Origin of the sequence: Acidovorax sp. JHL-9, assembly GCF_000426205.1 — a bacterium.
Lineage (GTDB): Bacteria > Pseudomonadota > Gammaproteobacteria > Burkholderiales > Burkholderiaceae_C > Acidovorax > Acidovorax soli.
Genome location: NZ_AUEX01000013.1, coordinates 81902 through 105440 on the forward strand (window position 1 = coordinate 81902; position 23539 = coordinate 105440).

General features: G+C 64.9%; 25 protein-coding genes. 13 read left to right on the forward strand and 12 right to left on the reverse strand.

Annotated elements, in window-relative coordinates:
- Nucleotides 1–52: 52 nt before the first annotated feature.
- Genes K225_RS0110400 through K225_RS0110415 form a run of 4 tightly spaced genes read left to right on the forward strand, consistent with a single transcriptional unit; the run spans nucleotide 53 to nucleotide 3473 of the window.
- Nucleotides 53–604: a bifunctional 2-polyprenyl-6-hydroxyphenol methylase/3-demethylubiquinol 3-O-methyltransferase UbiG gene (locus tag K225_RS0110400; RefSeq protein WP_026436347.1), complete on the forward strand. Its 552-nt coding sequence runs from the start codon at nucleotides 53–55 to the stop codon at nucleotides 602–604.
- A 34-nt stretch (nucleotides 605–638) separates the two neighbouring features.
- Complete coding sequence (gene dapA / locus K225_RS0110405; protein ID WP_026436348.1) at nucleotides 639–1535, forward strand: 4-hydroxy-tetrahydrodipicolinate synthase; 897 nt, start codon at nucleotides 639–641, stop codon at nucleotides 1533–1535.
- A gap of 43 nt (nucleotides 1536–1578) precedes the next feature.
- Nucleotides 1579–2670 (forward strand): outer membrane protein assembly factor BamC, encoded by a 1092-nt coding sequence (bamC, locus tag K225_RS0110410; protein ID WP_026436349.1) that lies wholly within the window; start codon nucleotides 1579–1581, stop codon nucleotides 2668–2670.
- Nucleotides 2671–2684: 14 nt separating this feature from the next.
- Nucleotides 2685–3473, forward strand: coding sequence for an MBL fold metallo-hydrolase (locus tag K225_RS0110415; RefSeq protein WP_026436350.1), 789 nt, complete (start codon nucleotides 2685–2687; stop codon nucleotides 3471–3473).
- A 140-nt stretch (nucleotides 3474–3613) separates the two neighbouring features.
- Here the strand turns inward: K225_RS0110415 and K225_RS0110420 are convergent, their stop codons facing one another.
- From K225_RS0110420 to K225_RS0110430, 3 genes are all read right to left on the reverse strand, one after another.
- Complete coding sequence (locus K225_RS0110420; protein WP_026436351.1) at nucleotides 3614–3907, reverse strand: hypothetical protein; 294 nt, start codon at nucleotides 3905–3907, stop codon at nucleotides 3614–3616.
- Nucleotides 3908–4106: 199 nt separating this feature from the next.
- Nucleotides 4107–4625, reverse strand: a complete 519-nt coding sequence (locus tag K225_RS0110425) for a hypothetical protein (protein ID WP_026436352.1) — start codon at nucleotides 4623–4625, stop codon at nucleotides 4107–4109.
- Nucleotides 4622–5761 (reverse strand): cupin domain-containing protein, encoded by a 1140-nt coding sequence (locus K225_RS0110430; protein WP_026436353.1) that lies wholly within the window; start codon nucleotides 5759–5761, stop codon nucleotides 4622–4624. Before K225_RS0110430 ends, K225_RS0110425 begins: the two co-directional genes overlap by 4 nt.
- A 54-nt stretch (nucleotides 5762–5815) precedes the next feature.
- Between K225_RS0110430 and K225_RS0110435 the strand changes: the two genes are divergently transcribed.
- On the forward strand, nucleotides 5816–6340 hold the full coding sequence (locus tag K225_RS0110435) for a peptidylprolyl isomerase (RefSeq protein ID WP_026436354.1): 525 nt from the start codon (nucleotides 5816–5818) through the stop codon (nucleotides 6338–6340).
- Between the two features lie 43 nt (nucleotides 6341–6383).
- Here the strand turns inward: K225_RS0110435 and K225_RS0110440 are convergent, their stop codons facing one another.
- The 3 genes from K225_RS0110440 to coaBC all read right to left on the reverse strand — a co-directional run bounded on the left by K225_RS0110440 (nucleotide 6384) and on the right by coaBC (nucleotide 8905).
- Nucleotides 6384–6914, reverse strand: coding sequence for a glycine zipper 2TM domain-containing protein (locus tag K225_RS0110440; protein ID WP_026436355.1), 531 nt, complete (start codon nucleotides 6912–6914; stop codon nucleotides 6384–6386).
- Nucleotides 6915–7121: 207 nt separating this feature from the next.
- The gene (gene dut / locus K225_RS0110445) at nucleotides 7122–7568 is read right to left on the reverse strand and encodes a dUTP diphosphatase (protein ID WP_026436356.1); all 447 of its coding nucleotides are present in this window, start codon (nucleotides 7566–7568) and stop codon (nucleotides 7122–7124) included.
- Nucleotides 7569–7687: 119 nt separating this feature from the next.
- The gene (gene coaBC / locus K225_RS0110450) at nucleotides 7688–8905 is read right to left on the reverse strand and encodes a bifunctional phosphopantothenoylcysteine decarboxylase/phosphopantothenate--cysteine ligase CoaBC (protein WP_026436357.1); all 1218 of its coding nucleotides are present in this window, start codon (nucleotides 8903–8905) and stop codon (nucleotides 7688–7690) included.
- Between the two features lie 91 nt (nucleotides 8906–8996).
- Here coaBC and K225_RS0110455 point away from each other — a divergent pair, with 91 nt between their 5' ends.
- The 5 genes from K225_RS0110455 (at nucleotide 8997) to K225_RS21465 (ending at nucleotide 13867) form a co-directional block, all read left to right on the forward strand.
- Nucleotides 8997–10655, forward strand: coding sequence for a CTP synthase (locus K225_RS0110455; RefSeq protein ID WP_026436358.1), 1659 nt, complete (start codon nucleotides 8997–8999; stop codon nucleotides 10653–10655).
- Between the two features lie 11 nt (nucleotides 10656–10666).
- Nucleotides 10667–11524 (forward strand): 3-deoxy-8-phosphooctulonate synthase, encoded by an 858-nt coding sequence (gene kdsA / locus K225_RS0110460; RefSeq protein ID WP_026436359.1) that lies wholly within the window; start codon nucleotides 10667–10669, stop codon nucleotides 11522–11524.
- A gap of 97 nt (nucleotides 11525–11621) precedes the next feature.
- Nucleotides 11622–12908 carry a phosphopyruvate hydratase gene (gene eno / locus K225_RS0110465; RefSeq protein WP_026436360.1) on the forward strand — a complete coding sequence of 429 codons (1287 nt, stop codon included), beginning with the start codon at nucleotides 11622–11624 and terminating at the stop codon, nucleotides 12906–12908.
- A gap of 123 nt (nucleotides 12909–13031) precedes the next feature.
- Nucleotides 13032–13310: a septum formation initiator family protein gene (locus K225_RS0110470; RefSeq protein WP_026436361.1), complete on the forward strand. Its 279-nt coding sequence runs from the start codon at nucleotides 13032–13034 to the stop codon at nucleotides 13308–13310.
- 17 nt (nucleotides 13311–13327) lie between these two features.
- Nucleotides 13328–13867, forward strand: a complete 540-nt coding sequence (locus K225_RS21465; protein WP_155885250.1) for a hypothetical protein — start codon at nucleotides 13328–13330, stop codon at nucleotides 13865–13867.
- Here the strand turns inward: K225_RS21465 and K225_RS0110480 are convergent.
- Both K225_RS0110480 and K225_RS0110485 read right to left on the reverse strand, forming a co-directional pair.
- On the reverse strand, nucleotides 13833–14825 hold the full coding sequence (locus K225_RS0110480) for an Hsp33 family molecular chaperone HslO (RefSeq protein ID WP_026436362.1): 993 nt from the start codon (nucleotides 14823–14825) through the stop codon (nucleotides 13833–13835). The genes K225_RS21465 and K225_RS0110480 overlap by 35 nt on opposite strands.
- Before the next feature lie 37 nt (nucleotides 14826–14862).
- Nucleotides 14863–15387 (reverse strand): gamma carbonic anhydrase family protein, encoded by a 525-nt coding sequence (locus K225_RS0110485; RefSeq protein WP_026436363.1) that lies wholly within the window; start codon nucleotides 15385–15387, stop codon nucleotides 14863–14865.
- An 84-nt stretch (nucleotides 15388–15471) separates the two neighbouring features.
- Here K225_RS0110485 and K225_RS0110490 point away from each other — a divergent pair, with 84 nt between their 5' ends.
- Nucleotides 15472–16275 carry a ferritin-like domain-containing protein gene (locus K225_RS0110490; protein WP_026436364.1) on the forward strand — a complete coding sequence of 268 codons (804 nt, stop codon included), beginning with the start codon at nucleotides 15472–15474 and terminating at the stop codon, nucleotides 16273–16275.
- 443 nt (nucleotides 16276–16718) lie between these two features.
- Nucleotides 16719–18002 (forward strand): EAL and HDOD domain-containing protein, encoded by a 1284-nt coding sequence (locus K225_RS0110495; protein ID WP_026436365.1) that lies wholly within the window; start codon nucleotides 16719–16721, stop codon nucleotides 18000–18002.
- 50 nt (nucleotides 18003–18052) lie between these two features.
- Here K225_RS0110495 and K225_RS0110500 read toward each other — a convergent pair whose 3' ends face one another.
- The 3 genes from K225_RS0110500 to K225_RS0110510 form a co-directional block, all read right to left on the reverse strand.
- On the reverse strand, nucleotides 18053–19039 hold the full coding sequence (locus K225_RS0110500; RefSeq protein ID WP_026436366.1) for a tripartite tricarboxylate transporter substrate binding protein: 987 nt from the start codon (nucleotides 19037–19039) through the stop codon (nucleotides 18053–18055).
- A 69-nt stretch (nucleotides 19040–19108) separates the two neighbouring features.
- Nucleotides 19109–20008 carry a site-specific tyrosine recombinase XerD gene (xerD, locus tag K225_RS0110505; RefSeq protein WP_026436367.1) on the reverse strand — a complete coding sequence of 300 codons (900 nt, stop codon included), beginning with the start codon at nucleotides 20006–20008 and terminating at the stop codon, nucleotides 19109–19111.
- A 343-nt stretch (nucleotides 20009–20351) separates the two neighbouring features.
- Nucleotides 20352–21314, reverse strand: a complete 963-nt coding sequence (locus K225_RS0110510) for a tripartite tricarboxylate transporter substrate binding protein BugE (protein WP_026436368.1) — start codon at nucleotides 21312–21314, stop codon at nucleotides 20352–20354.
- 76 nt (nucleotides 21315–21390) lie between these two features.
- On the opposite strand from K225_RS0110510, the gene K225_RS0110515 reads away from it, so the two are divergent.
- Nucleotides 21391–22344 carry an AEC family transporter gene (locus K225_RS0110515; protein ID WP_202900044.1) on the forward strand — a complete coding sequence of 318 codons (954 nt, stop codon included), beginning with the start codon at nucleotides 21391–21393 and terminating at the stop codon, nucleotides 22342–22344.
- A 138-nt stretch (nucleotides 22345–22482) separates the two neighbouring features.
- Here K225_RS0110515 and queG read toward each other — a convergent pair whose 3' ends face one another.
- Nucleotides 22483–23532, reverse strand: a complete 1050-nt coding sequence (gene queG, locus K225_RS0110520) for a tRNA epoxyqueuosine(34) reductase QueG (RefSeq protein WP_026436370.1) — start codon at nucleotides 23530–23532, stop codon at nucleotides 22483–22485.
- Nucleotides 23533–23539: the final 7 nt, after the last annotated feature.

Sequence of the window (23539 nt, forward strand, 5' to 3'; positions counted from 1 at the left end):
GCGCTCATGAATCAAGCGCCAACAGCTCTTATGACAATAGCAAACATTTCCCATGCACGGCACTGAAGCCCCTTCCAACTGGGTGCGCCGCTGGTCCCCCCTGGCACCGCCGGGCAGCGCGGTGCTGGACGTGGCCTGCGGCGCGGGCCGCCACCTGCGGTGGATGCACGAACGCGGCCACCCCACGGTGGGCGTGGACCGCTCCGCCGATGCCGTGGCCGCCTGCGCGGCCTGGGGCGAGATCCACTGCGCCGACATCGAAGCGGGTCCCTGGCCCTTTGCCGGCCGACAGTTTGGTGCGGTGATCGTCACCAACTACCTCTGGCGCCCGCTGCTGCCCCTTCTGGTGGACAGCGTGGCCCCCGGCGGCGTGCTGATCTATGAAACCTTCGCCAGCGGCAACGAAACCGTGGGCCGCCCTGCGCGCGCCGACTTTCTGCTGCGCCCCGGAGAGCTGCTGGCCGCCTGCGCGCGCCTGCGCACCGTTGCCTACGAAGACGGTTTTGTGGACGCCCCCGCGCGTTTCGTGCAGCGTATTGCGGCCGTGCGCGAAATCGAGCATCCAGGCCAGCCCGTCCGATACCGCCTGGACCTTCCGGTCTAGTTAGAATGCCCTTTTACCGTTTACCACTGCGGACATGACCTCTTCTTCCGTGCCCCTTACCGGCAGCATCGTCGCCCTTGTCACCCCCATGCACGAGGACGGTAGCGTGGACTACCCCGCCCTGCGCAAACTGATCGACTGGCACATCGCCGAGGGCACCGACTGCATCGGCGTGGTGGGCACCACCGGTGAATCGCCCACGGTCAACGTCGAAGAACACTGCGAAATCATCCGCGTGTCTGTGGAGCAAGCGGCCAAGCGCGTGCCCATCATGGCCGGCTGCGGCGCCAACTCCACCGCCGAGGCCATCGAGCTGGCCCAATTTGCCAAGAACGTGGGGGCCGACAGCCAGCTGCAGGTCGTGCCCTACTACAACAAGCCCACCCAAGAGGGCCAGTTCCAGCATTTCAAGGCGATTGCCGAAGCCACGGGCGACCTGCCCATCGTGCTCTACAACGTGCCCGGCCGCTCGGTGGCCGATATGCAGCACGACACCGTGCTGCGCCTGGCCCAGGTGCCCGGCATCATCGGCATCAAGGAAGCCACAGGCAACATCGAACGCGCCCAGTGGCTCATCCGCGACCTGCCCAAGGGCTTTGCCGTGTATTCGGGCGATGACCCCACCGCTGTCGCCCTGATGCTGTGCGGCGGCCACGGCAACATCAGCGTGACCGCCAACGTGGCGCCCCGCCTGATGCACGAGCTGTGCGTTGCCGCACTGGCCGGCAATGCCCGGCGCGCCATGGAAATCCAGTTCCAGCTGATGCCGGTGCACAAAAACCTGTTCATCGAAGCCAACCCCATCCCCGTCAAATGGGCCATGGCCCGCATGGGTCTGTGCGCAGGCACCATGCGCCTGCCCATGACGCCCCTGAGCCAGGGCAACGAATCCACGGTCGAAGCAGCCCTGCGCGCCAGCGGCCTTCTGTAAGCCGCCCGTCCCCCGACACTTGAGACACTCTGAGGATTTCCGCGTGAATCACACCGCACGACTGGGCCTGCTGGGCCTTGCCATGGCCCTGTCCGCCTGCTCCGTCCTGGAAAGCGACAAGATCGACTACAAAAGCGCCACCCGGGGGGCCACGCTGGAAGTACCGCCCGACCTGACACAACTGTCGCGGGACAACCGCTACGCGGTGCCCGGCACGACCGTCTCTGCGGCCGCATTCCAGGCAGGCCAGAGCGCGAAAACATCGAACACATCCACCACGGCAGCCACCAAGATTGGCGATGTGCGCATCGAACGCAATGGCAGCCAGCGCTGGCTGGTGATCGACCGACCGGCCGACCAGCTGTGGGAACCCGTGCGTGAATACTGGCTGGAGAATGGTTTCAACCTGGTTGTCGATCAGGTCGACCTGGGCATTCTGGAAACCGACTGGGCAGAAAACCGCGCCAAGCTGCCGCAGGACGTGATCCGCGCCACCCTCGGCAAGGTTTTTGATTCACTGTATTCCACCGGGGAGCGTGACAAGTTCCGCACGCGCCTGGAGCGCAATGCCGCAGGCGGCACTGAAATCTATGTCACCCACCGCGGCATGGTAGAGGTGTACACCAGCGCCGCCAAGGACAGCACCGTCTGGCAGCCCCGCGCCGCCGATCCCGAACTCGAAACCGAATTCCTGCGCCGCCTCATGGTCAAGCTCGGTGTGAGCCAGGAACAATCCCAGGCAGTGGCGGCAGCGCCCGCACTGAAGGCCGCCACGGTGCGCATGGCCTCGGTCAACAACGTTCCCGTGGTGCAGATGGACGAGGGCTTTGATCGCGCATGGCGCCGGGTAGGCCTGGCCCTGGATCGCACCGGTTTCACCGTGGAAGACCGCAACCGCAATGATGGTCTGTACTTTGTGCGTTATGTCGCTCCAGGAACCGACAAAAAGGAGCCCGGCTTCTTCAGCAAGCTGCTGGGCGGCAGCGCTTCCGCAACACCACCGCTCAAGTACCAGGTGGTAGTGCGCAGCCAGGGTGACGCCACCACGGTTTCCGTGCTGAACGAGGCCGGCGCTCCCGAATCATCTGCCAACGCCGAGCGCATCCTGCGCGTGCTGGCAGACGACCTGAAATAAGAGCCTGACTGCCAATGCTGCGCTTTCGCAGCTTGGGTAGCGGCAGCTCAGGCAACGCCACCGTGGTGGAGGCCGGCGACGGATCACAGATTCGCCGCCTGCTGGTGGATTGCGGCTTCGGCATCCGGCAGCTGGCCACGCGGCTTGGCGCTGCGGGTCTGGGCATCGACCAGATCGATGCCATTTTCATCACGCACGAACATGCCGACCATGTGGGCTGCGCCAAAGCTTTGGCGTTGCGACACCGCATTCCCGTATGGATGAGCGACGGCACCCACGCGGCACTGGGTTGTCCAGACCTGGACGGACTGCTGCAGGTGGCCTACGACATGGTGCCGATCGACCTCGGTACCCTGTGCGCATTGCCCTTCACCGTGCCACACGATGCACGGGAACCGCTGCAATTGCGCTGCACCGATGGCGCCTCTCACCTGGGTCTGCTCACCGACCTGGGCCACGCCAGCAGCCATGTGCTGCAGCAACTGCAGGGTTGCCACGCACTTTTGCTGGAAGCCAACCATGATCCGGGCATGCTCGAGGCGTCCAGCTACCCCGCCTTTCTCAAGCGGCGCATCGGAGGCGAGCACGGGCATCTGGCCAACCATGCGGCCGCCAGTATCCTGACGGCCGTTCAGCACGCAGGCCTGAATCGGGTGGTGGCGGCCCACCTCAGCGCTCAGAACAACCAGCCCTGGCTGGCACAACAGGCGCTGGCGCAGGCGCTGGACTGGCCTGCTCAGGGTGTGGACGTTGCCTCGGCCGTCGCAGGCACTGAATGGATCGACGTCACGTTGTCCCGCTAAGCCCGCCCACCACCGTTGCGGGAATACCCTCCCAACACGGAGGCCATCCACAAAAAAAAGCCCCGCACCTGCAGAGGTCGGGGCTTGCGGCTTCAGAAACTCCAGCAAAAAGCTGGAAGCCTCTGAAATCGTTTCTGGCTTTACTTGGCAGCAGAAGCGGCGTTGGTGGCGGCAGTCGCAGCAGCATCCACAGCGGCCTTGGCATCGGATGCTGCAGTGGCGGCAGCGTCCACAGCGGTCTGGGCGCCAGTGGCGGCCGTGGCGGCAGCGTCAGCAGCAGCCTTGGCAGCGTCTGCAGGAGCAGCTGCGTCAGCGGCGGGAGCCGGCGCTTCCACGGGAGCTGGGGCAGGAGCAGCAGCGGGCTCTTCTTTCTTGCCACAAGCGGCAAGGGCAGCAGCAGCGATCAGGGTAGCCAGAACGAGGGATTTCTTCATTTCAATTTTCCTAAATAGACAGACAAAGAACCGGAATTGCCACCACGATCAGCTTCGATAGCCGTTGACGCGTTGGCGGAATGCATTCGCATGCGTTTCAGCGCAGTCGGTAATTATATTGGGGATTCGTCAATACTGACTAACACTGACTAAACGCAAGCAGTGCATTGAATCTTTCAGATACACATCAGTATTAACGCTACAAGCCCAAAGTGGTTGACGGAAAGCCAGGAGAACTTTTACTCCGCAGCCACTCATTGAGCGATTCACGCAGCAAAACGCGCCGATCCGGTTCGAACCCGCTGACCCCCACACAGTGCAAGGGATCAACCCGGTGCAGCACCCAGGCGGGAGACCACAAAGCACTGGGAAGGTCCAGCGGATCTGCCGACGGGCTGCGCCGGCAGGTAATGATGTGATCCCAGGTGCCGCGCCAGCGCACAAAGCGCGCATGCCGCCGAATCACCTCATCAAACGTACAGGCCAGCATGGTGAATCGCCGGCCACTGCGCGCCCACTGCTGCAGTGATTCGATCACGGCGAGCTCACCCAACGGCCAGTCGTGGAAATTGGCATCACTCACCACGATCTCCGTCCAGCCGTCGCGGGCAGCGGTAGCCAGGCCATTGCGCACCAACTGCATGAAGGCATCCCGACCGCTGAACCGCCCCGAAGGCAAGCCAGGCAGCAAAGGAGCTGAGGGCGCGGCGTCGGTCATGGGGTTTCCTGGGCCTCTTGACAGGCATGGGCCCAGCCGGCGTCGCACCAGGCAGACAACAGCTCCAGGGCATCGTCACTCGCACGCGCCAGATCGCGGCTTTGCAGCCGGCGCTGATCCGCCAGGCGCCGCATCAACGTGGCGTCACGGCCTGCCGCACGATAGCTTTCGCCATTGATGAAAACGTGGTGCGCGTCGTACATCATGCGGGTGCGCCGATCCAGCGCAACGCCCTCCAGCATCACCCCTGCGTCATTTGCCTCGAACCACACGCTGGGCTTGGGCTCGGTCAGGTATTCCCCCAGCGCCCGCTCCAGCACCAGTGGCTCGCTCAATGCACGTTGCAGGGCCTCGCGGGCAAAGTCGTGCAGCCGATCCGGGATGGCGGCAGGTCGCTCCACCGCTTCCTGGCCCGCGTCGCGGTACAACACGGGCGCATCCTGTTCGCCCGCATCCTCTGCCACCCGCATCAAGAGCTCCTGGGCCAGATCAGCCCGTGCTGGAGCCCTGAAACCGATCGAGTAGGTCATGCACTCCCCTTCAGCGATACCGTCATGGGCATACCGGGGCGGAAGGTACAGCATGTCCCCCGGCTCCAGCACAAACTCCTGCTCGGGCTCGAACTGCGCCAGCACTTTCAGCGGAATATCGTCTCGCAAGCTCAGGTCTTTCTGGCGACCAATGCGCCAGCGGCGGCGGCCATGGGCTTGCAGGAGAAATACATCGTAGCTATCGAAATGCGGGCCCACACCCCCGCCATCGCTGGCATAGCTGATCATGAGGTCATCCAGGCGCGCATCCGGCACAAAACGGAATTGCTGCATGAGGGCGTGCACCTGGTCATTGTGCAGATCGACACCCTGCACCAGCAAGGTCCAGTCAGGCTGCTGGAGGACAGGCAATGCCCGGCGCGAAAACGGTCCGTGGCGCAGCTTCCAGACATCCTTGACCTTTTGCACCAGCCGGGATTCCACACCCTCCTGTGCAGCCAGCGCAAAGAGACCGGCACGCAACACGGGCGGCTTGAATCCGGGGATGGCCTGGCGTACCAGCAAGGGCTTTTTCTGCCAGTGCCGGTGCATGAATTGCGCGGGGGTCAGGCCGCCAAGGAGGGCGAGGGGTTGCTGGATATCCATGAGTACCTGTCCGCCCCATGACAGGGCCATTGATCAAACTGCGACAATTCTCCTATGGAAATTACCCAACAATGCGTGGTCGCACTGACCTGGACCCTGAAAGACACCCTCGGCGAAGAACTCGACGTGCTCGATGAGCCTGTCGAATTCCTGGTGGGCGGCGATGACCTGTTGCAGCGGATTGAGGAAGCCCTGCAAGGCCACGGCCCTGGCGCAACGCTTGCGCTCCACCTCGAACCCGAGGATGCCTTTGGCGACTTCGACGATCAATTGCTGTTCCTGGAACCGCGCAACCTCTTCCCCCCCGAAATCGAAGAAGGCATGACATTCGACGGAAGCGCGCTGCCGGAAGGCGTCAACCCTTCTGCGCCCCGCAGCGGGCTCTACACCGTGACGGAAATCTATCCAGACCATGTGGTACTGGACGGAAACCACCCGCTTGCCGGTATTGCACTGCGGCTGCAACTCACGGTGCGGGGGGTGCGCGAAGCCACCGAAGACGAGATTGGCAAAGGCACTGCAGGTACCGGTTTCTTTCGCATTCAGCCCCAGGCGCCTGGCAACTCGCTGCTGCATTGAATGCCATGGCGGCCGGCTGCGGCCGTCATGGTGTGCCTGCTCTTTACAGCCGGGAAATCTGGCCGTTGTAGAGACGCACCCGGTCACCAGGGCGCAGGTCGCCCGGATGGCTCACGTCGTAGGAACGATACCCCCCCTGGTCGAGCTGAATCGAGATGCGGTAGCCCTGCACTTCTCCGCCACCGGCATCGCGGTTGCGCCCTTCGATGGCATTTCCTGCCAATGCGCCACCGACCGCGCCCACCGCTGTGGCGGCAGTGCGGCCCGAGCCCCCACCCACCTGGTTGCCCAGCACCCCGCCCACCACGGCGCCCAGCACGGCACCGACACCGGTGGTCTGCCCCTGGCTGCGCGCCTGCAGCACCTCAATGTTGGCCACACGTCCATACTCGGTGCCCATGGGCTGGTTCGAATAGACCGGCGCATGGCTCTGGTAACCCCCGGAGGAATATCCGCCCGAAGGGTATTGGGCTGGGTATTGCGACGGGTAAGGCTGCTGCGGCGCACAGGCGGCCAGCGCTCCCAGCAAAAGGGCAGAGCTTGCCAGCGTGGCGAAACGTGTGATCTTGCGCATAAGGGTTCTCCTTGAAATATTCCAGTGGTGGCGGGCCGTGGCGAAGCCCTTGCCCTTGGCCACCCGGTGAATCGATTGAAGCATGGACCCGAGGTTCCCCGGGACGGTGAAGTACGAACGCAAAGGTCGGCCTGGGGCTCTGCACCGCGTAGGAATGCGCCGACACACCGATGGTACAAAAACGGCCCCAGGGCCACCCTTCATCGCTCACCCCTTGCCGGTGGAGCCGTAGCCGCCCTCGCCGCGCGTGGTGGCCTCGAACTCGGTCACCACATTGAACCGCGCCTGCACCACGGGAACGATCACCAGCTGGGCCAACCGCTCCATGGGCTCCAGCGTGAAGGGCACCGTGCTGCGATTCCAGGCACTGACCATGAGCTGCCCCTGGTAATCGCTGTCGATCAGACCCACCAGATTGCCCAGAACGATGCCGTGCTTGTGCCCCAGCCCCGAGCGGGGCAGGATCAGCGCAGCGTAACCGGGGTCTCGGATGAACACGGCGATGCCCGTGGGCACCAGATGCCAGGCATTGGGGGCCAGCACCAGGGGCGCATCCAGGCAGGCCCGCAGGTCCAGGCCCGCACTGCCCGGCGTGGCATAGGCCGGCAATTGACTGGCCATGCGCGGATCGAGAATCTTGACGTCAATCTTCACTTCTTGCTTTCTGATGCGTAGTGGTGGAGTGCGGGAACATTCGGTGCCCGTCCGTGAGCGCTCGCCCCGCATGAGGGCCACAGTGCCGGCGGCGCGCGCCACGGCCTGCGCTTGCGGATTCACTCGGGAGGCAGGCGCCGGGCGATCTCGGCAATCAGCTGTTGGGCCAGTACACGCTTGGAGGCCCGGGGCAGCTCGCGATGCCCCTGTGCATCCACCAGCAGCAGGGCGTTGTCGTCCTGCCCGAAGGTGGCGGGGCCGATATTGCCCACCAGCAGCGGCACGCCCTTGCGCTGGCGCTTGGCCGTGGCGTGCTGCAGCAGATCGTGGCTTTCGGCCGCGAACCCGACGCAATACAGGTCGCCCACCAGCGCATGCTGCGACCTGGCCACGGTCGCCAGGATGTCGGCGTTTTCGACAAAACCCAGCACCGGCATCTGGCCCGAGCCATCCTTCTTGATCTTCTGGGTGGAGGGCATGGCAGGCCGCCAGTCGGCCACTGCCGCTGTCGCGATGAAAACGGAAGCAGCCTGCGCACGCTGTTCAACCGCTGCAAGCATTTCCTGCGCCGATTGCACGTCCACGCGGTGCACACCACGGGGCGTTGGCAGATGCACGGGCCCCGCCACCAAAGCGACCTCGGCACCCGCCTCCCGGGCGGCACGCGCAATGGCAAAACCCATCTTGCCACTCGACAGATTGGTAATGCCGCGCACCGGATCGATCGCTTCAAAGGTCGGGCCGGCCGTGATCAGCACCTTGCGACCGCGCAGCAGCTTGGGCGCAAAAAAGGCCACCAGCTCATCCAGCAGCTCCAGGGGTTCGAGCATGCGCCCGTCGCCCGTCTCGCCGCAGGCCTGGTCGCCATGGCCCACGCCCAGCACCACGGCGCCATCCTGCGCCACCTGGGCCAGGTTGCGCTGGGTGGCCGGGTGGGCCCACATCTCGCGGTTCATGGCGGGCGCCAGCAGCAGCGGCACGCGCCCCGTGGGTCGCGCCAGGCACAGCAGGCTCAGCAATTCATCGGCCCGCCCCTGTGCCAGGCGCGCCACGAAATCGGCACTGCACGGCGCAATCACAATGGCATCGGCCTCGCGGCTCAGGTTGATGTGGGGCATGTTGTTGGCCTCGCGCGTGTCCCACTGCGAACCATAGACCGGCCGCCCCGACAAGGCCTGCATGGTCACCGGCGTGATGAATTGTTCCGCCGCCTCGGTCATCACCACCTGCACGGTGGCCCCCTCCTTGATGAGCTGGCGGCACAAGTCAGCCGCCTTGTAGCAAGCCACGCCCCCGCTCAGACCCAGAACAATGTGTTTGCCAGCAAGCTCATTCATGGACGCGAATTTAGCAGACGGCAGAAGGCCCCGCCGCTGCCGCTTGCCGGGGGCCCATCTATAATCCCGATTTCCCACCACCAAAAAAGACATGACCAAATTTGTCTTCGTCACCGGCGGTGTGGTGTCTTCCCTCGGTAAGGGAATCGCCTCAGCCTCCCTTGCCGCGATCCTCGAATCGCGGGGACTCAAAGTCACCCTCATCAAGCTTGACCCCTACATCAACGTAGATCCGGGCACCATGTCGCCGTTCCAGCACGGCGAGGTTTTCGTGACCGACGACGGCGCGGAAACCGACCTCGATCTGGGCCACTACGAGCGTTTCATTGAAACGCGCATGAAGAAGTCCAACAACTTCACCACCGGCAAGATTTACCAGTCGGTGCTCGAAAAAGAGCGCCGTGGCGACTACCTGGGCAAGACCGTGCAGGTCATCCCGCATGTCACCAACGAAATCCAGGAATACATCAAGCGCGGTGCCGGCATTGGCACCGAGGATGCGGTGGACGTGGCCATTTGCGAAGTGGGTGGCACCGTGGGCGATATCGAATCGCTGCCGTTCCTTGAAGCCGTGCGCCAGTTGAGCCTCAAGCTGGGCCCCAACAACTCGGCTTTTGTGCACCTCACCTACCTGCCCTGGATTGCCGCGGCCGGCGAGCTCAAGACCAAGCCCACGCAGCACACCGTACAGGAGCTGCGCAAGATCGGCATCCAGCCCGACGCCCTGCTGTGCCGTGCACAGAAGCCGGTGCCCGAAGAAGAGCGCGAGAAGATTTCGCTGTTCACCAATGTGCCCGAATGGGGTGTGATCAGCATGTGGGATGTGGACACCATCTACAAGGTGCCCCGCATGCTGCACGAGCAGGGCCTTGATGGCCTGATCTGCGACAAGCTGCGCCTGAACACCCCGCCCACCAGCCTCAAGCGCTGGGACGAGCTGGTGTATGAAACCGAGCACCCCCGGGGCGAAGTCACCATCGCCATGGTGGGCAAATACGTGGATCTGTCGGACAGCTACAAGTCCGTCAACGAGGCGCTGCGCCACGCGGGCATGAAGAACCATGTGCGCGTGAAGATCGAGCACCTGGACTCGGAAACCATCGACCACGCCAACGCCGCTGCAAAACTGGCCAGGTACGACGCGATTCTGGTCCCCGGCGGCTTCGGCAGCCGCGGGGTGGAAGGCAAGATCAGCACCGCCCAGTTTGCCCGCGAGCACAAAGTGCCCTACCTGGGCATCTGCCTGGGGATGCAGGTGGCCACCATCGAATACGCGCGCCATGTGGCGGGTCTGGCGGGCGCCAACAGCACCGAGTTCGACCCCGCAACGCCCCACCCCGTGATCGCCCTGATCACCGAGTGGAAGGATGCGGACGGCACCATCAAGAAGCGCGACGAAAATTCGGACCTGGGCGGCACCATGCGTCTGGGCGCGCAAAGCTCCGACGTGTCGGCGAACACACTGGCCCACAGCATCTATGGCGACGTGGTGACCGAACGCCACCGCCACCGCTACGAAGCCAACGTGAACTACCTGGACCAGCTGCGCAAGGCGGGCCTGGTGATTTCGGCCCTGACGCAGCGCGAGCAGCTCACCGAAATCGTCGAGTTGCCCAGCGCTGTGCACCCCTGGTACATCGGCGTGCAGTTCCACCCCGAGTTCAAGTCCACACCCTGGAATGGCCACCCGCTGTTCAATGCCTTCATCGAGGCGGCCGTGGAACACCAGAAGCAAGCGTCGCAAGCCTGAGGGAAACTACCATGCAACTGTGCGGATTCGACGTCGGCCTCGACCAGCGCTTTTTCCTGATCGCGGGCACCTGCTCCATCGAAGGCCTGCAGATGTCGCTGGACGTTGCCGGCCAGCTCAAGGAGGCCTGCACTGCGCTAGGCATTCCCCTGATCTACAAGGGCTCGTTCGACAAGGCCAACCGCTCGTCTGGCACCAGCCAGCGCGGCGTGGGCCTGGATGCGGGCCTGAAGATCCTGGACGAGGTGCGCCGCCAGTTGCAGTTGCCCATCCTGACCGATGTGCACGACGCGTCCCAGGTGGCCGAAGTGGCCAGCGTGGTCGATGTGCTGCAAACGCCCGCCTTTCTGTGCCGCCAGACGGATTTCATCCGCGCCGTGGCACAAAGCGGCAAGCCGGTGAACATCAAGAAGGGCCAGTTCCTCGCGCCCTGGGACATGAAGAACGTCATCGACAAGGCCCGCGCGGCCGCGGCGGAAGTAGGCCTGTCCCCAGACCGCTTCCTGGCCTGCGAGCGCGGCGTGAGCTTTGGCTACAACAACCTCGTGGCCGACATGACCAGCCTGGCCGAGATGCGCAAGTCCGGCGCGCCGGTGGTATTTGACGTGACCCACTCGGTGCAAAAGCCCGGTGGCCTGGGCGCGGTCAGCGGCGGCGCCCGCGACATGGTGCCGGTGCTGGCCCGTGCCGGCGTGGCTGTGGGCGTGGCGGGCCTGTTCATGGAAACCCACCCCCGACCCGCCGAGGCCTGGTCGGACGGGCCGAACGCCGTGCCACTCAAGCACATGAGAGCCCTGCTGGAAACCCTGGTGGCGCTGGACGACGTGACCAAGCAGAGCGGGTTCCTGGAGAACCACTTCGACGCCTGATTGACAGTATATTTTTGGTAGCTGGAAGCGACTACCCCATAAGCGCTACAGGCCAAGAGGGTCTGAAAAATTTTAAACTTCCCATCCAAGGAAAACCATGAGTGCCATTGTTGACATCGTAGGCCGCGAAGTGCTGGACAGCCGCGGCAATCCCACCGTCGAATGCGACGTGCTGCTCGAATCGGGCGTGATGGGCCGTGCGGCCGTGCCCTCGGGCGCATCCACCGGTTCGCGCGAAGCCATCGAGCTGCGCGACGGCGACAAGAGCCGCTACCTGGGCAAGGGCGTGCTCAAGGCCGTAGAGCACATCAACACCGAAATCTCCGAGGCCGTGCTGGGCCTGGACGCTTCGGAACAAGGCTTTCTGGACAAGACCCTGATCGACCTCGACGGCACCGAGAACAAGAGCCGCCTGGGCGCCAACGCCATGCTGGCCGTGTCGATGGCGGTGGCCCGCGCTGCGGCCGAAGAATCGGGCCTGCCGCTGTACCGCTACCTGGGCGGCATGGGCAGCATGCAACTGCCCGTGCCCATGATGAACGTCATCAACGGCGGTGCACACGCCAACAACAGCCTGGATCTGCAGGAGTTCATGATCATCCCCGTGGGGGCACCGAGCTTTCGCGAGGCCGTGCGCTGGGGCGCCGAGGTGTTCCACGCACTGAAAAAGATCATCCACGACAAGGGCATGAGCACCGCGGTGGGCGACGAAGGTGGTTTTGCGCCATCGGTGGAAAACCACGAAGCGGCGATCCAGCTCATCCTGCAGGCCATCGAAGCCGCCGGCTACACGGCAGGCGAGCAGATCGCCCTGGGCCTCGATTGTGCGGCCAGCGAGTTCTACCAGGACGGCATGTATGTGCTCGAAGGTGAAGGCGGCCTGAAACTCACCGCCCAGCAATGGACCGACATGCTGGCATCGTGGTGCGACAAGTACCCCATCATCAGCATCGAAGACGGCATGCACGAAGGCGACTGGGACGGCTGGAAGATCCTGACCGAGCGCCTGGGCAAGAACGTGCAGCTGGTGGGCGACGACCTGTTCGTCACCAACACCAGGATCCTGAACGAAGGCATCGACAAGGGCATCGGCAATTCGATCCTCATCAAGATCAACCAGATCGGCACCCTGACCGAAACCTTTGCCGCCATCGAGATGGCCAAGCGCGCCGGCTACACCGCCGTGATCTCGCACCGCTCGGGTGAAACCGAAGACAGCACCATCGCCGACATCGCCGTGGGCACCAATGCCGGCCAGATCAAGACCGGCTCGCTGTCGCGCTCGGACCGCATCGCCAAGTACAACCAGCTGCTGCGCATCGAAGAAGACCTGGGTGAAATTGCCCACTACCCTGGCCGGGCTGCGTTCTACAACCTGCGCTGAAGCATGCCAAGCCCCTGGCTCCGCTGCGCTCGCCCCACAGCCCCCGGGCGCCCTGTGGCGCTGGGGCAGCGGCTGGGTGAAACGGATGGCACGCCCCCCCTTTCCGGGCGTACCATTTAAGCCATGGTGTCCCGTCTGGTTCCCGTTGTCCTGCTGGCCCTGCTGGCAGCCCTGCACGCCCAGCTCTGGCTGGGGCGGGGCAGCATTCCGCGCGTGCAGGAGATGCAGCGCCAGCTGGCCACGCAGACGGCCGCCAACGACCAGGCCCGCCAGGCGAATGAACGCCTGAACTCCGAGGTGCACGACCTCAAGGAGGGGCTGGACATGGTGGAAGAAAAGGCACGCAGCGAGCTGGGCATGGTCAAGCCCAACGAGGTCTACGTGCAATACACCCCCCGCTGAACCGCCAGGCCGTCATCGTGCCTGTGCCGCAGACCATTGCCCTGCTGGGAGCCCCCGGCAGCGGCACGGCCGAACTGGCCGAGGCCCTGAACCTCCGTCTCGCCGATTCCGCGCTCACGGCCCAGGCCATTGCACTGGCAGATGCCCCGCATCTGCCCGACGCGATGCGCCACCGCCTGCACAGCGCCGCCATCACCTTGCTGATGGGCCTGGACGCGCCCTGCACCGCACCCGAACAAGCGCGGCGCGAGGCTTTCGACGCACGCCTGCGCGCCCTGCTGACAAATGCGGCCGTGCGCTACCAGGTGGTGTACGGACAGGGGGCCCAACGCATCGACAATGCGTTGAACGCTATTGAAGCAATAGCAACAAAAGCACGATCAACAAGCGCAAGAAATCAGTTCGACGACAAACCCATGCGCCTGCGCGCCTGGGATTGCGAGAAATGCAGCGACCCCGACTGCGAGCACCGCCTGTTCAGCACCCTTGCCGGCCGGGGCACGGCCCAACGCGTTGCAGGGCTTACTGGATTCCGGGAGACACCGGAGGCTGGCTGACGGCCGGCGAGACAAAGATCTGCGCCGCATCCACCGCGTCGAAGCGGTACTGCTGCCCACAGAATTCGCAGCCCACCTCGACATCGTCGCGCTCGGCCAGAATGCTCTCGATCTCGTCCCGACCCAGGTTGCGCAGCATGTTGCCCACGCGTTCGCGGCTGCAACTGCACGCAAAGCGGGGCCCGGTTTCGCCCTGCTGCGGCTCGAAACGCAGCAGCTTTTCTTCCCAGAAGAGGCGGCGCAGGATGGTGTCCACATCCAGGGTCAGCAGTTCCTCGCGGGTCAGGCTCGATGCCAGGTGGGCAATGCGGTTGTAGTCCTCGTTGCGGCCGATCTGGTCTTCATTCTCGCGGTGCGTCAGGCCTGCCGCCAGGTTGCCCTCACCCTTGAGGGGCATGCGCTGGATCAGCAGGCCGGCCGCCACGGTGTCGTTGGCCGCCAGCACCAGCACGGTATCGAGTTGCTCGGATTGCAGCATGTAGTGCTGCAGCACATCCGACAGGCGCTCAAGCTTTTCATGCTGATCGCCATGCAATGGCACCACGCCCTGGTAGGGTTTCTGGCCCGGGTGGCGGTCCTTGGGGTCGAGCGTGATGGCGCAGCGCCCGCCGCCCGCCACATTGAGCATCTGGCTCAGGCGCGCGCCGTCGGCCACGGGGCCGTTGACCGTGGCGGTGGCACGCAGGCTCAGGTCGGACTGCACCTCGGCCACGGCCAGCTTGACCGGACCGTCGCCAAACACCTGCAGCACCAGTGCGCCGTTGAACTTGATGTTCGACTGCATCAGCACGCCAGCAGCGGCCATTTCGCCCAGCAGCTCGCGCACAGGCGCGGGATAGGGGCCGGTGGCGGTGTTGCTGGCGCGGCGCTGCAGGATGTCGGTCCAGGCCTCGGTCAGGCGCACCAGCATGCCGCGTACGGGCATGCCATCGAAAAGAAACTTGTGGAGTTCAGACACGCAGGGGATTCCCGGAGAAATAAATCGGCAGCGGCATTCAGCCGATTCGGTGCAGGCCGTTTTGAAAGCGGCGTGCGTTGTCCATGTAGTGCCGGGCACTCTGTCGCAAGCCCTCGATCTGCTCGGGGCTGAGTTCGCGCACGACTCGGGCAGGGCTGCCGATGATCATGGAACCATCCGGAAACTCCTTGCCCTCGGTCACCAGCGCGCCCGCGCCCACCAGGCAGTTCTTGCCGATCCTGGCGCCGTTGAGCACGATGGCGCCGATGCCGATCAGTGTTTCGTCGCCAATGGTGCAGCCGTGCAGCATGACCTGGTGGCCCACGGTCACGCGCTCACCCACCACCAGCGGCTTGCCGAAGTCGGCATGCAGCACGCTCGCATCCTGGATGTTGGAGCCCGCACCGATGGTGATGGCCTCCATATCGCCGCGCACCACGGTGCCAAACCACACGCTGGCGTCCTCGCCCAGCGTGACGTTGCCGATCACCTGCGCGCTGTCGGCCACCCAGGCCGAGTCCGCCACACGGGGAGCCGCGCCATCCAGTTCGTAAATCGCCATGCACCATACTCCGTAAAAATGGATCTGCCTGTTGGTGACAGAGCATGTGCTCTGGCCCGCAGTGCAGGGCCTAGAATTGTAAAGATGGAGCTTCGCCAACGTGCACTGCAGGTCTTGTGCCTCTCAGACCCAGAACAGAAAACGGCTGCAGCAATTGACCTTCATGCGCAAGCAGCTACGCTTTCAATAGCAGAACAAACCCCCACTGTCCCGGTGGATGCCAGCACCCTGCCCGGCCATCCCGAGCGCCCGGCATTGCTGCGTCACACCGAGGTCGCTCGCCGCTCCCCGGCCACGGCCGAAGGCCGCGCCGTTCTCATCCACGCCATCGCGCACATCGAGTTCAACGCCATCAACCTGGCCCTCGATGCAGTCTGGCGTTTTGACGGCATGCCGCAGGCCTATTACCGCGACTGGTTGCGCGTGGCGGCCGAAGAGGCCCGGCACTTTCGGCTGCTGCGCGACCACCTGAGCCGCCAGGGCCATGACTACGGCGATTTTCCGGCCCACCAGGGCCTGTGGACCATGTGCGAGAAGACCCGGCACGACATCGTGGCCCGCATGGCCCTGGTGCCGCGCACCATGGAAGCGCGCGGGCTCGATGCCACGCCGCAAATACAGCGCAAGCTGCGCCAGGTGGGCACGCCCGATGCCCTGGCAGCCGCCGGCATCCTCGACACCATCCTGCACGATGAGGTGGGCCACGTAGCCATTGGCAACCATTGGTACCGCTGGCTGTGCGCGCGCCAGGGGCTGGACCCCGAAACCCTGTACGGCGAGCTGGTGCGCCAGTACGAGGCGCCGCGGCCCAAGCCACCGTTCAACGAGGCCGCGCGCCGCAGCGCGGGCTTTACCGAAGCCGAATTGCGGTGGTTGCAGCAGGGCTGATCGAGGCACCCCGATCACCGATTCTTTCCGCCATCGCCAGAGGCCGCGTCTGTCCTCCTGCGCGGGCACCGAAGCGCTGGTGGGCAAGAAGCCCATCCTTGTCAATGGCCCCCACGAAAGCCTGACGGTGGCTACCCCGAACGGGTGGACCCCGACAAGGTCGTGCTCGCCCCCCTTGTGCCACACCGCTGGCGCCGAGGTGGCCATCGGTTCCAGGGGTACTGGTTCGCCCGCCCCGCGCTCATCGAAGCCGAACTGCTCCCGGCCTCGCAGGCCGGCATCATCCATCGCATCAACCTGGTGCACCACCAAGCCAGTACATCAACCTGGCCCATCTGCAGGCACTCGCCTGGGCGGACCAGCGCACGGAGTGATCTCCCGGGCAGCGGCCCCGGTCTAGAATGCCCCGGAACCTCTCCCGCAACCCCTGACCAGCGACACCCATGTCGAGCACCCACGAACAAGACATCCCGGAAGCCGCAGTCACCGCATCCGATGGCACAGAGAACGAAAATCTGGTCATCATCGCGCGCCAGGCCATCGTGGATGCCAACCGTGCGGTCTATGGCTACGAGCTGTTCGACCGCACCACGGCATCGAACTCCCACACCGCCGCCAGCGATGCCGCACTGCTGTTCAATGCCCTGTCGCATGCCGGCACCGAAGCCCTGGTCGGCAAGAAAACGGTGTTCATCAACTGCACGCATGAAAGCCTGGCAGGCGGTCATCTGGAGCTCATCCACCCCGACAAGGTGGTGCTGGAGGTTCCCCCGCTCGCCGACAGCGCCACGGCCGAGGACATCGAAGCCCGGGTTGCCACGCTGGACGCCCTGCGCACCCGCGGTTTCCGGCTGGCATTCGACCAGAACGTGCTCAAACGCAGCTACGTATCGTGGTTACCGCTGGCAGGCTTCATCAAGCTGGACATGCAGGCCTTCCAACCCGACCTGGCGGACCCGCTGGTCAAATTTGCCAGTCTCCACAGCCAGGCCACGCTGGTGGCGGAGAAAGTGGAAACCTCCGAGCAGTACCAGCTGATGGCGGACCTGGGCGTCCAGCTGTTCCAGGGCTACTGGTTCGCCAAGCCCTCGCTGGTCAAGGCCACCACCATCCGCCCCTCCCGGGCGACCATCATCCAGTTGATCAACCTGGTGCACAAACAGGCCAGCACCGCTGAAATTGAAGACCTGCTCAAGAAAGACCCCACGCTGTCTTTCAACCTGCTGCGCTTCATCAACGCCTCGGGTTTTGGCCTGTCGTGCGAGGTCACCTCGTTCCGCCACGCGGTCATGATCCTGGGGCTCAAAAAGCTGTTCCGCTGGGCCGCCTTGCTCATGACCACCTCGCGCGCGGGCGGCGCACCGCCAGCCATAGGAACCACGGCGGTAGTGCGGGGCCGGCTCATGGAACTGCTGGCGGCCGAACTGCTGACCCCCGAAGAATGCGACCACGCCTTCGTCGTGGGCGTTTTCTCGCTGCTCGATGTGATGCTGGGCGTGCCGCTCGAAAAAGCCCTCGCATCGGTGGCATTGCCAGAGCCCGTGACAGATGCGCTGCTGCATGGCACGGGCGTGTTTGCGCCGTTTCTTGAACTCACACAGGCCTGCGAAAGCGGCGACGAAGTGGCATTCGCCAAGGCGGCAGAGGCCCTGCACCTGTCCAACCGCCAGGTCAACTGGGCCCACCTGCAGGCCCTGACCTGGGCCGAGAGCCTGGGCGAAGAGTAATCCGGCGGCAGCGCCGCCCGGACGGAACCGCAGCGGCTTGAGCCCCGGGCTCAGTTGCCCTGGATGCCGGCACTGCGGATGATGCGGGCGTTGTTCTCGGATTCCAGCGCAATCTGGCGGGCAAACTCGGCCGCCGTTCCACCCGTTGGCACGTTGTCGGTGGCATCGAGCTTGTTGCGGATGTCGGGCTGCGCCAGCGCCTTGTTCAGTTCGGCATTGAGCCGGGCCAGCACGGCGGCAGGGGTCTGCGCCGGCGCATAGATGCCGAACAGCGACGACATGTTCGCGGCCGGCAACCCCAGCTCCGCCAGTGTGGGCACATCGGGCAGGCTGTCGAGCCGTGCCGGCGCGCCCACCGCCAGGGCCTTGAGCTTGCCCGACTTCACATGCTGCAGCACGGCCGGGCCGGCATTGGTGGAAAGCACCTCGAACTGCCCGCCGAGCGCATCGTTCATCTGCTGGCCACCCCCCTTGTAGGGCACGTGGGTGATCTGCACCTGGGCGCTGGCCATGATCTGCTCCAGCATGATGTGGCCCAGCGAGGCAGGGCCCGACGTGGTCCAGCGCATCTCGCCAGGTTTGGCGCGCGCGATGGCCAGCAGATCGCGGAAGTCGCGCGCCTTGCTGGCGGGCGTGCCCAGCAGCAGCACCGGCGAATACATCACGCTGACCACGGGGGCGATGTCCTTTTTCGGATCAAAGGGCGACTTGCCCAGGTGCGGGTTGAGCGCCAGCGGACTGATGGAAGCAAAGCCCAGGGTGTAGCCATCAGGGGCGGCCTTGGCCACCGCATCCACGCCAATGCTGCCGCTGGCACCGGCCTTGTTTTCAATCACCACCGGGGTGCCCAGCTGCGCCGCCAGCTTGTCCGCCAGTGCGCGCGCCACCGTGTCGCTCACCCCTCCCGCGGGGTAGGCCACCACGATGCGGATGGGTTTGGCGGGCCAGGCTGCCGCTTGCGATTGGGCGTGGCCCAGGGGCGCCAGGGCGCTCAGGCACAGGGAGGCCAGCAGGCGGCGACGGCTTTGGAATGGCATGGCGGGTCTTTCAGAAAGCGTGAAACCGTCGATTTTCGCGCAGGTCTCGGGGCTGCGCCCGCGCCCCCTTCACCCCCGCGGATGGTGGCGTTCGTGCAGCGCCTTCAGGCGCTCGCGCGCCACATGGGTGTAGATGGTGGTGGTGGAGATATCGACATGGCCCAGCAGCAGCTGCACCACGCGCAGGTCGGCCCCATGGTTGAGCAGATGGGCGGCAAAGGCATGGCGCAGCGTGTGCGGCGACAGCGGCACCGTGATGCCCGCCACCGCGGCCCATTTCTTGACGATCATCCAGAAACTCACGCGCGTCATGCCAGCGCCGCGCTGGGTGACAAACAGGTCCTCGGTCTGCTGGCCGCCCAGGATCACGCCGCGCGATTCCTGCAGGTAGCGCTCGATCCATAGCCGGGCCTCCTCGCCAAACGGCACCAGGCGTTCCTTGCTGCCCTTGCCCATCACCCGCAGCACGCCTTCATTCAGGCCGAGCTGAAAGGTCTTGAGCGTGACCAGCTCGGTCACGCGCAGGCCGCTGGCATACATCAGCTCCAGCATGGTGCGGTCGCGCAGGCCCAGCGGGGTGCCCACATCGGGGGCGTTCAGCAGGGCCTCGACCTGCGCCTGCGACAGGGTTTTGGGCACGCGCAGCGGCTGGCGCGCGGCCTCCAGCCGCACCGTGGGATCGGCGCTGATGCGCCGCTCGCGCAGCGCCCAGTGGAAATAGCGCCGCAGCACCGTCAGGCGCCGGTTGGCCGACGTCGCCCGTGTCTGCGCATGGCGCTCGGCAAAGTAGGCCTGCAGGTGGTGCTCGGCCGTGCCATCCAGCGCCAGCGCGGGCTGCTGCTGCGCCAGCCAGGTGGCATACAGCGTGAGATCGCGCCGGTAGGCCGCCAGCGTGTTGCGCGCCAGGCCGTCTTCCAGCCACAGGGCATCCACAAAGGTATCGATGGCGGTCAGGCTGGCGGCAAGCATGTAAAAACCTGTTCAAAATCTTTTCGGGGATCGCATTGGAGTGCAATCGGGATCAGTGGATGCTTCGGATGCGCCGCATGGGCTCGTGCCCATGCCAGCAGCCGGGGCGGCGTGCAATCGCCCGATTTCACTCCAACCCTGCGGGCAAGTGCCTTGCCGGGCGGTCTGCTGCGTTGCGGCGCTTGCCAATAGCCGCGCCATTGGCCGCGCACCGCGCCTTGCATCCCATCCCGGCAAGGTACTTGTGCGACCCCGAAAAGATCTTGAACAGATTCTAAAAACCATAGCACGTAAAAAAGCCGCCCGGGGTGCGGGCGGCTGCAGGCGGGGGCAAGCCGGGAGATTATTCCAGCGTGAGTTTCTGCCTGGCCACCACGTCCTTGTACACCGCGTACTCGGCCTTGATCTGCTCGCTGAACTGTTCCGGCGTGTTGCCCACGATGAGCGAGCCCGTGTCTTCAATGCGTTTTTTCACAGCCGGGTCTTCCAGCGCCTTGCGCACGGCGGCATGGATCTTGTCGACGATGTCCTTGGGCAGCCCCTTGGGGCCCACGATGCCGTAGTAGGCCATGCGGTTCACCGGCTCCAGGCCCAGTTCCTTGAAAGTGGGCACATTGGGCAAGGCCGCCACGCGCTGGGGTGCGGCCACCACGATGGGCACCAGGCGGTTCTCCTTGATGAAAGGCAGCGCCGAGGGCAGGTTGTCAAAGATCATGGGCACCTGGCCGGCCACGGTGTCGTTCAGTGCGGGGCCTGCACCGCGGTAGGGGATGTGGGTCACGAAGGTGCCCGAGAGGTTCTTGTACAGCTCCATCTGCAGGTGGCCGATGCCCCCCGTGCCCGACGAGGCATACGAGTATTTGCCAGGCGACTTCTTGACCTCGGCCACGAACGACTTGTAGTCCTTGGCCGCGAAGCTGGGATGCACCGCAATGATGTTGGGCGTGGCCGCGATGTTGATGATGGGCGTGAAATCGGTCAACGGGTTGTACGGCGTCTTGGGGTTGATGGCCGGGTTGGCCGCCGTGGTGGACACCGTGGCCACGCCGAGCGTGTAGCCATCGGGTGCCGACTTGGCCGTTTCATTGGCGCCCACGATGCCACCGCCGCCCGACTTGTTTTCCACGATCACGCTCTGGCCCAGTGCGCGGCCCAACGGGTCGGCAATGACGCGGGCGATGATGTCGGTGGTGCCACCGGGTGCAAACGGCACCTGCAGCTTGATGACCTTGTTGGGATAGCCCTGGGCCGCGGCGGTGCCAGCAGCGGCCGCGAGGGTGAGAGCGAGCCATTGACGACGATGCATTCAGTTCTCCTTTGTGAGGGTGACAGACCGGCCAATGGTATGCGCAATACGTGTACGCCTCGCCCATGGATTCCCCATGGGGGCTAACCCGCAGCCAACGGCCCCATCAGGTATTCTCGGCGCCGTGAATTACGCCCAGCTCCTTCTCCCCGACTTCACCCTCATCCTCTTTGGCTACCTGGTCTGCCGCTACACCGCCCTGAACCGTTCGGTCTGGCAGCCGGTGGAGAGCCTGGTGTATTACCTGCTGTTTCCGGTGCTGCTGTTCCAGTCCATCGTGAAAAGCCCGGTGGACGTTCGGGCAGCGTCGGGCCTGATCGGCGCGGGGGTGCTGTCGGGCCTGGCCGGCATTGCACTGGCCTACAGCCTGCCGCACTGGCCCTGGCTCGGCAAGCGGCTGGACGCCCGTGACCATGCGGCCAGCGCCCAGGTGGCGTTCCGCTTCAATTCCTTCATCGGCCTGGCGCTGGCCGAGCGGCTGGCCGGCGCGCAAGGCCTGCTGATGATTGCCGTGCTGATCGGTGTCTGCGTGCCCCTGTTCAACGTGGCCGCCGTGTGGCCTATGGCACGCCAAGGCCAGCACGGCTTTGCGCGCGAGCTGCTGCGCAACCCGCTCATCGTCGCTACCGCATCGGGGCTGGTGGCCAACCTGCTGGGCTTTCGCGTCCCCGTGTGGCTGGAACCCACCGTGAGCCGCATCAGCGCCGCCTCGCTGGCGTTGGGGCTGATGGCGGCGGGCGCAGGCATGCAGTTCGGCCTGCTCACGCGCAGCAAGATGCTGAGCACCGCCGTGCTGTCCATCCGCCACCTGGCGCAGCCGCTCATTGCCTTCGGCATGGCGCGCCTGTTCGAGCTCAACCCGGTGCAGACCACCGTGCTGCTGGCTTTTTCGGCCCTGCCCACCGCGTCCACCTGCTACGTGCTGGCGGCGCGCATGGGCTACAACGGGCCCTATGTGGCGGGTCTGGTGACGCTTTCGACCCTGCTGGGCATGGTCAGCCTGCCGTTTGCGCTGGGGTTTTTGCGATGAATGCCCAGGCATGCACAGCCGACGCATACGGCCCCCGCCCCCGCACGCCGGCGCGCTGCCAACCACTGCGCTCGGGCCAGGGAATGCCCCCGTTTTGATAGCTGCCAGCGCTTACGCTACAAGCGCCAGTGGCACTTTTCATTCAGGCCCCAGCGCCCAAGCCACATGCTCGCGCACCAGCGCGCTGGCGTCCTCGGCGCGCGACTGCAGCGCCGCACGCAAGGCCTCGTCGCCCGTGGCGTGCAGCGCGTTGCCCAGCGCCACGGCCACGTTGCGCAGCCAGCGCTCATGGCCGATGCGGCGGATGGGGCCGCCCTCTGTCATGCGCAAAAAGGTCGCTTCGTCCCAGGCAAACAGGTGCACCAGCTGCTGGCCGGCCAGGCCTTTGCGCTCGTCAAAATCCGGCAGGCGGCTGACCTGCGCGAATTTGTTCCACGGGCAGATCAGCTGGCAGTCGTCGCAACCATAGATGCGGTTGCCCATCAGCGGGCGCAGCTCCACAGGGATCGGCCCCGCATGCTCGATGGTGAGGTACGAGATGCAGCGCCGCGCATCCAGCCGGTGCGGCGCGATGATGGCCTGCGTGGGGCACACATCGATACAGGCGCTGCAGCTGCCACAGTGCGCGGTGACAGGCTCGCTCGGTGGCAGGGCCATGTCCACGTAGATCTCGCCCAGAAAAAACATCGAACCCGCCTCGCGGTTGAGCACCAGCGTGTGCTTGCCGCGCCAGCCCTGGCCGCTGCGGGAGGCCAGTTCGGCCTCCAGCACCGGCGCCGAATCGGTGAACACGCGGTGGCCGAAAGGGCCTATGGCCTCGGCAATGCGGTCGCTGAGCTTTTGCAGGCGCGCACGCAGCACCTTGTGGTAGTCGCGCCCCCGGGCATACACCGACACAATGCCCTCTTGCGGGCGCGAAAGGCGGGCCAGCTCTACGGCCTGCCAGCCCTCGGGCGTCTGCATGAGCATGTCACGCGGCAGGTAGTCCATGCGCGCGGTGATCACGCTCACGGTGCCCGGCACCAGTTCGGCCGGGCGTGCGCGCTTGAGGCCGTGCGCCGCCATGTAATGCATGTCGCCATGGAACCCTTGCGCCAGCCATTGCATCAACCCGGTCTCGGACGCAGACAAATCCACACCCGCCACGCCAATTTGGGAAAATCCAAGTTCGCGGGCCCAATCCCGCAATTGAGGA

Excerpts from the sequence above, each read along its gene's own strand:
- K225_RS0110400 (WP_026436347.1), top strand. The coding sequence starts at position 53 with ATGCACGGCACTGAAGCCCCTTCCAACTGGGTGCGCCGCTGGTCCCCC.
- dapA (WP_026436348.1), top strand. The coding sequence starts at position 639 with ATGACCTCTTCTTCCGTGCCCCTTACCGGCAGCATCGTCGCCCTTGTC.
- K225_RS0110415 (WP_026436350.1), top strand. The coding sequence starts at position 2,685 with ATGCTGCGCTTTCGCAGCTTGGGTAGCGGCAGCTCAGGCAACGCCACC.
- K225_RS0110420 (WP_026436351.1), bottom strand. The coding sequence starts at position 3,907 with ATGAAGAAATCCCTCGTTCTGGCTACCCTGATCGCTGCTGCTGCCCTT.
- K225_RS0110425 (WP_026436352.1), bottom strand. The coding sequence starts at position 4,625 with ATGACCGACGCCGCGCCCTCAGCTCCTTTGCTGCCTGGCTTGCCTTCG.
- K225_RS0110430 (WP_026436353.1), bottom strand. The coding sequence starts at position 5,761 with ATGGATATCCAGCAACCCCTCGCCCTCCTTGGCGGCCTGACCCCCGCG.
- K225_RS0110435 (WP_026436354.1), top strand. The coding sequence starts at position 5,816 with ATGGAAATTACCCAACAATGCGTGGTCGCACTGACCTGGACCCTGAAA.
- K225_RS0110440 (WP_026436355.1), bottom strand. The coding sequence starts at position 6,914 with ATGCGCAAGATCACACGTTTCGCCACGCTGGCAAGCTCTGCCCTTTTG.
- coaBC (WP_026436357.1), bottom strand. The coding sequence starts at position 8,905 with ATGAATGAGCTTGCTGGCAAACACATTGTTCTGGGTCTGAGCGGGGGC.
- K225_RS0110455 (WP_026436358.1), top strand. The coding sequence starts at position 8,997 with ATGACCAAATTTGTCTTCGTCACCGGCGGTGTGGTGTCTTCCCTCGGT.
- kdsA (WP_026436359.1), top strand. The coding sequence starts at position 10,667 with ATGCAACTGTGCGGATTCGACGTCGGCCTCGACCAGCGCTTTTTCCTG.
- eno (WP_026436360.1), top strand. The coding sequence starts at position 11,622 with ATGAGTGCCATTGTTGACATCGTAGGCCGCGAAGTGCTGGACAGCCGC.
- K225_RS0110470 (WP_026436361.1), top strand. The coding sequence starts at position 13,032 with ATGGTGTCCCGTCTGGTTCCCGTTGTCCTGCTGGCCCTGCTGGCAGCC.
- K225_RS0110485 (WP_026436363.1), bottom strand. The coding sequence starts at position 15,387 with ATGGCGATTTACGAACTGGATGGCGCGGCTCCCCGTGTGGCGGACTCG.
- K225_RS0110490 (WP_026436364.1), top strand. The coding sequence starts at position 15,472 with ATGGAGCTTCGCCAACGTGCACTGCAGGTCTTGTGCCTCTCAGACCCA.
- K225_RS0110495 (WP_026436365.1), top strand. The coding sequence starts at position 16,719 with ATGTCGAGCACCCACGAACAAGACATCCCGGAAGCCGCAGTCACCGCA.
- K225_RS0110500 (WP_026436366.1), bottom strand. The coding sequence starts at position 19,039 with ATGCCATTCCAAAGCCGTCGCCGCCTGCTGGCCTCCCTGTGCCTGAGC.
- xerD (WP_026436367.1), bottom strand. The coding sequence starts at position 20,008 with ATGCTTGCCGCCAGCCTGACCGCCATCGATACCTTTGTGGATGCCCTG.
- K225_RS0110510 (WP_026436368.1), bottom strand. The coding sequence starts at position 21,314 with ATGCATCGTCGTCAATGGCTCGCTCTCACCCTCGCGGCCGCTGCTGGC.
- K225_RS0110515 (WP_202900044.1), top strand. The coding sequence starts at position 21,391 with ATGGGGGCTAACCCGCAGCCAACGGCCCCATCAGGTATTCTCGGCGCC.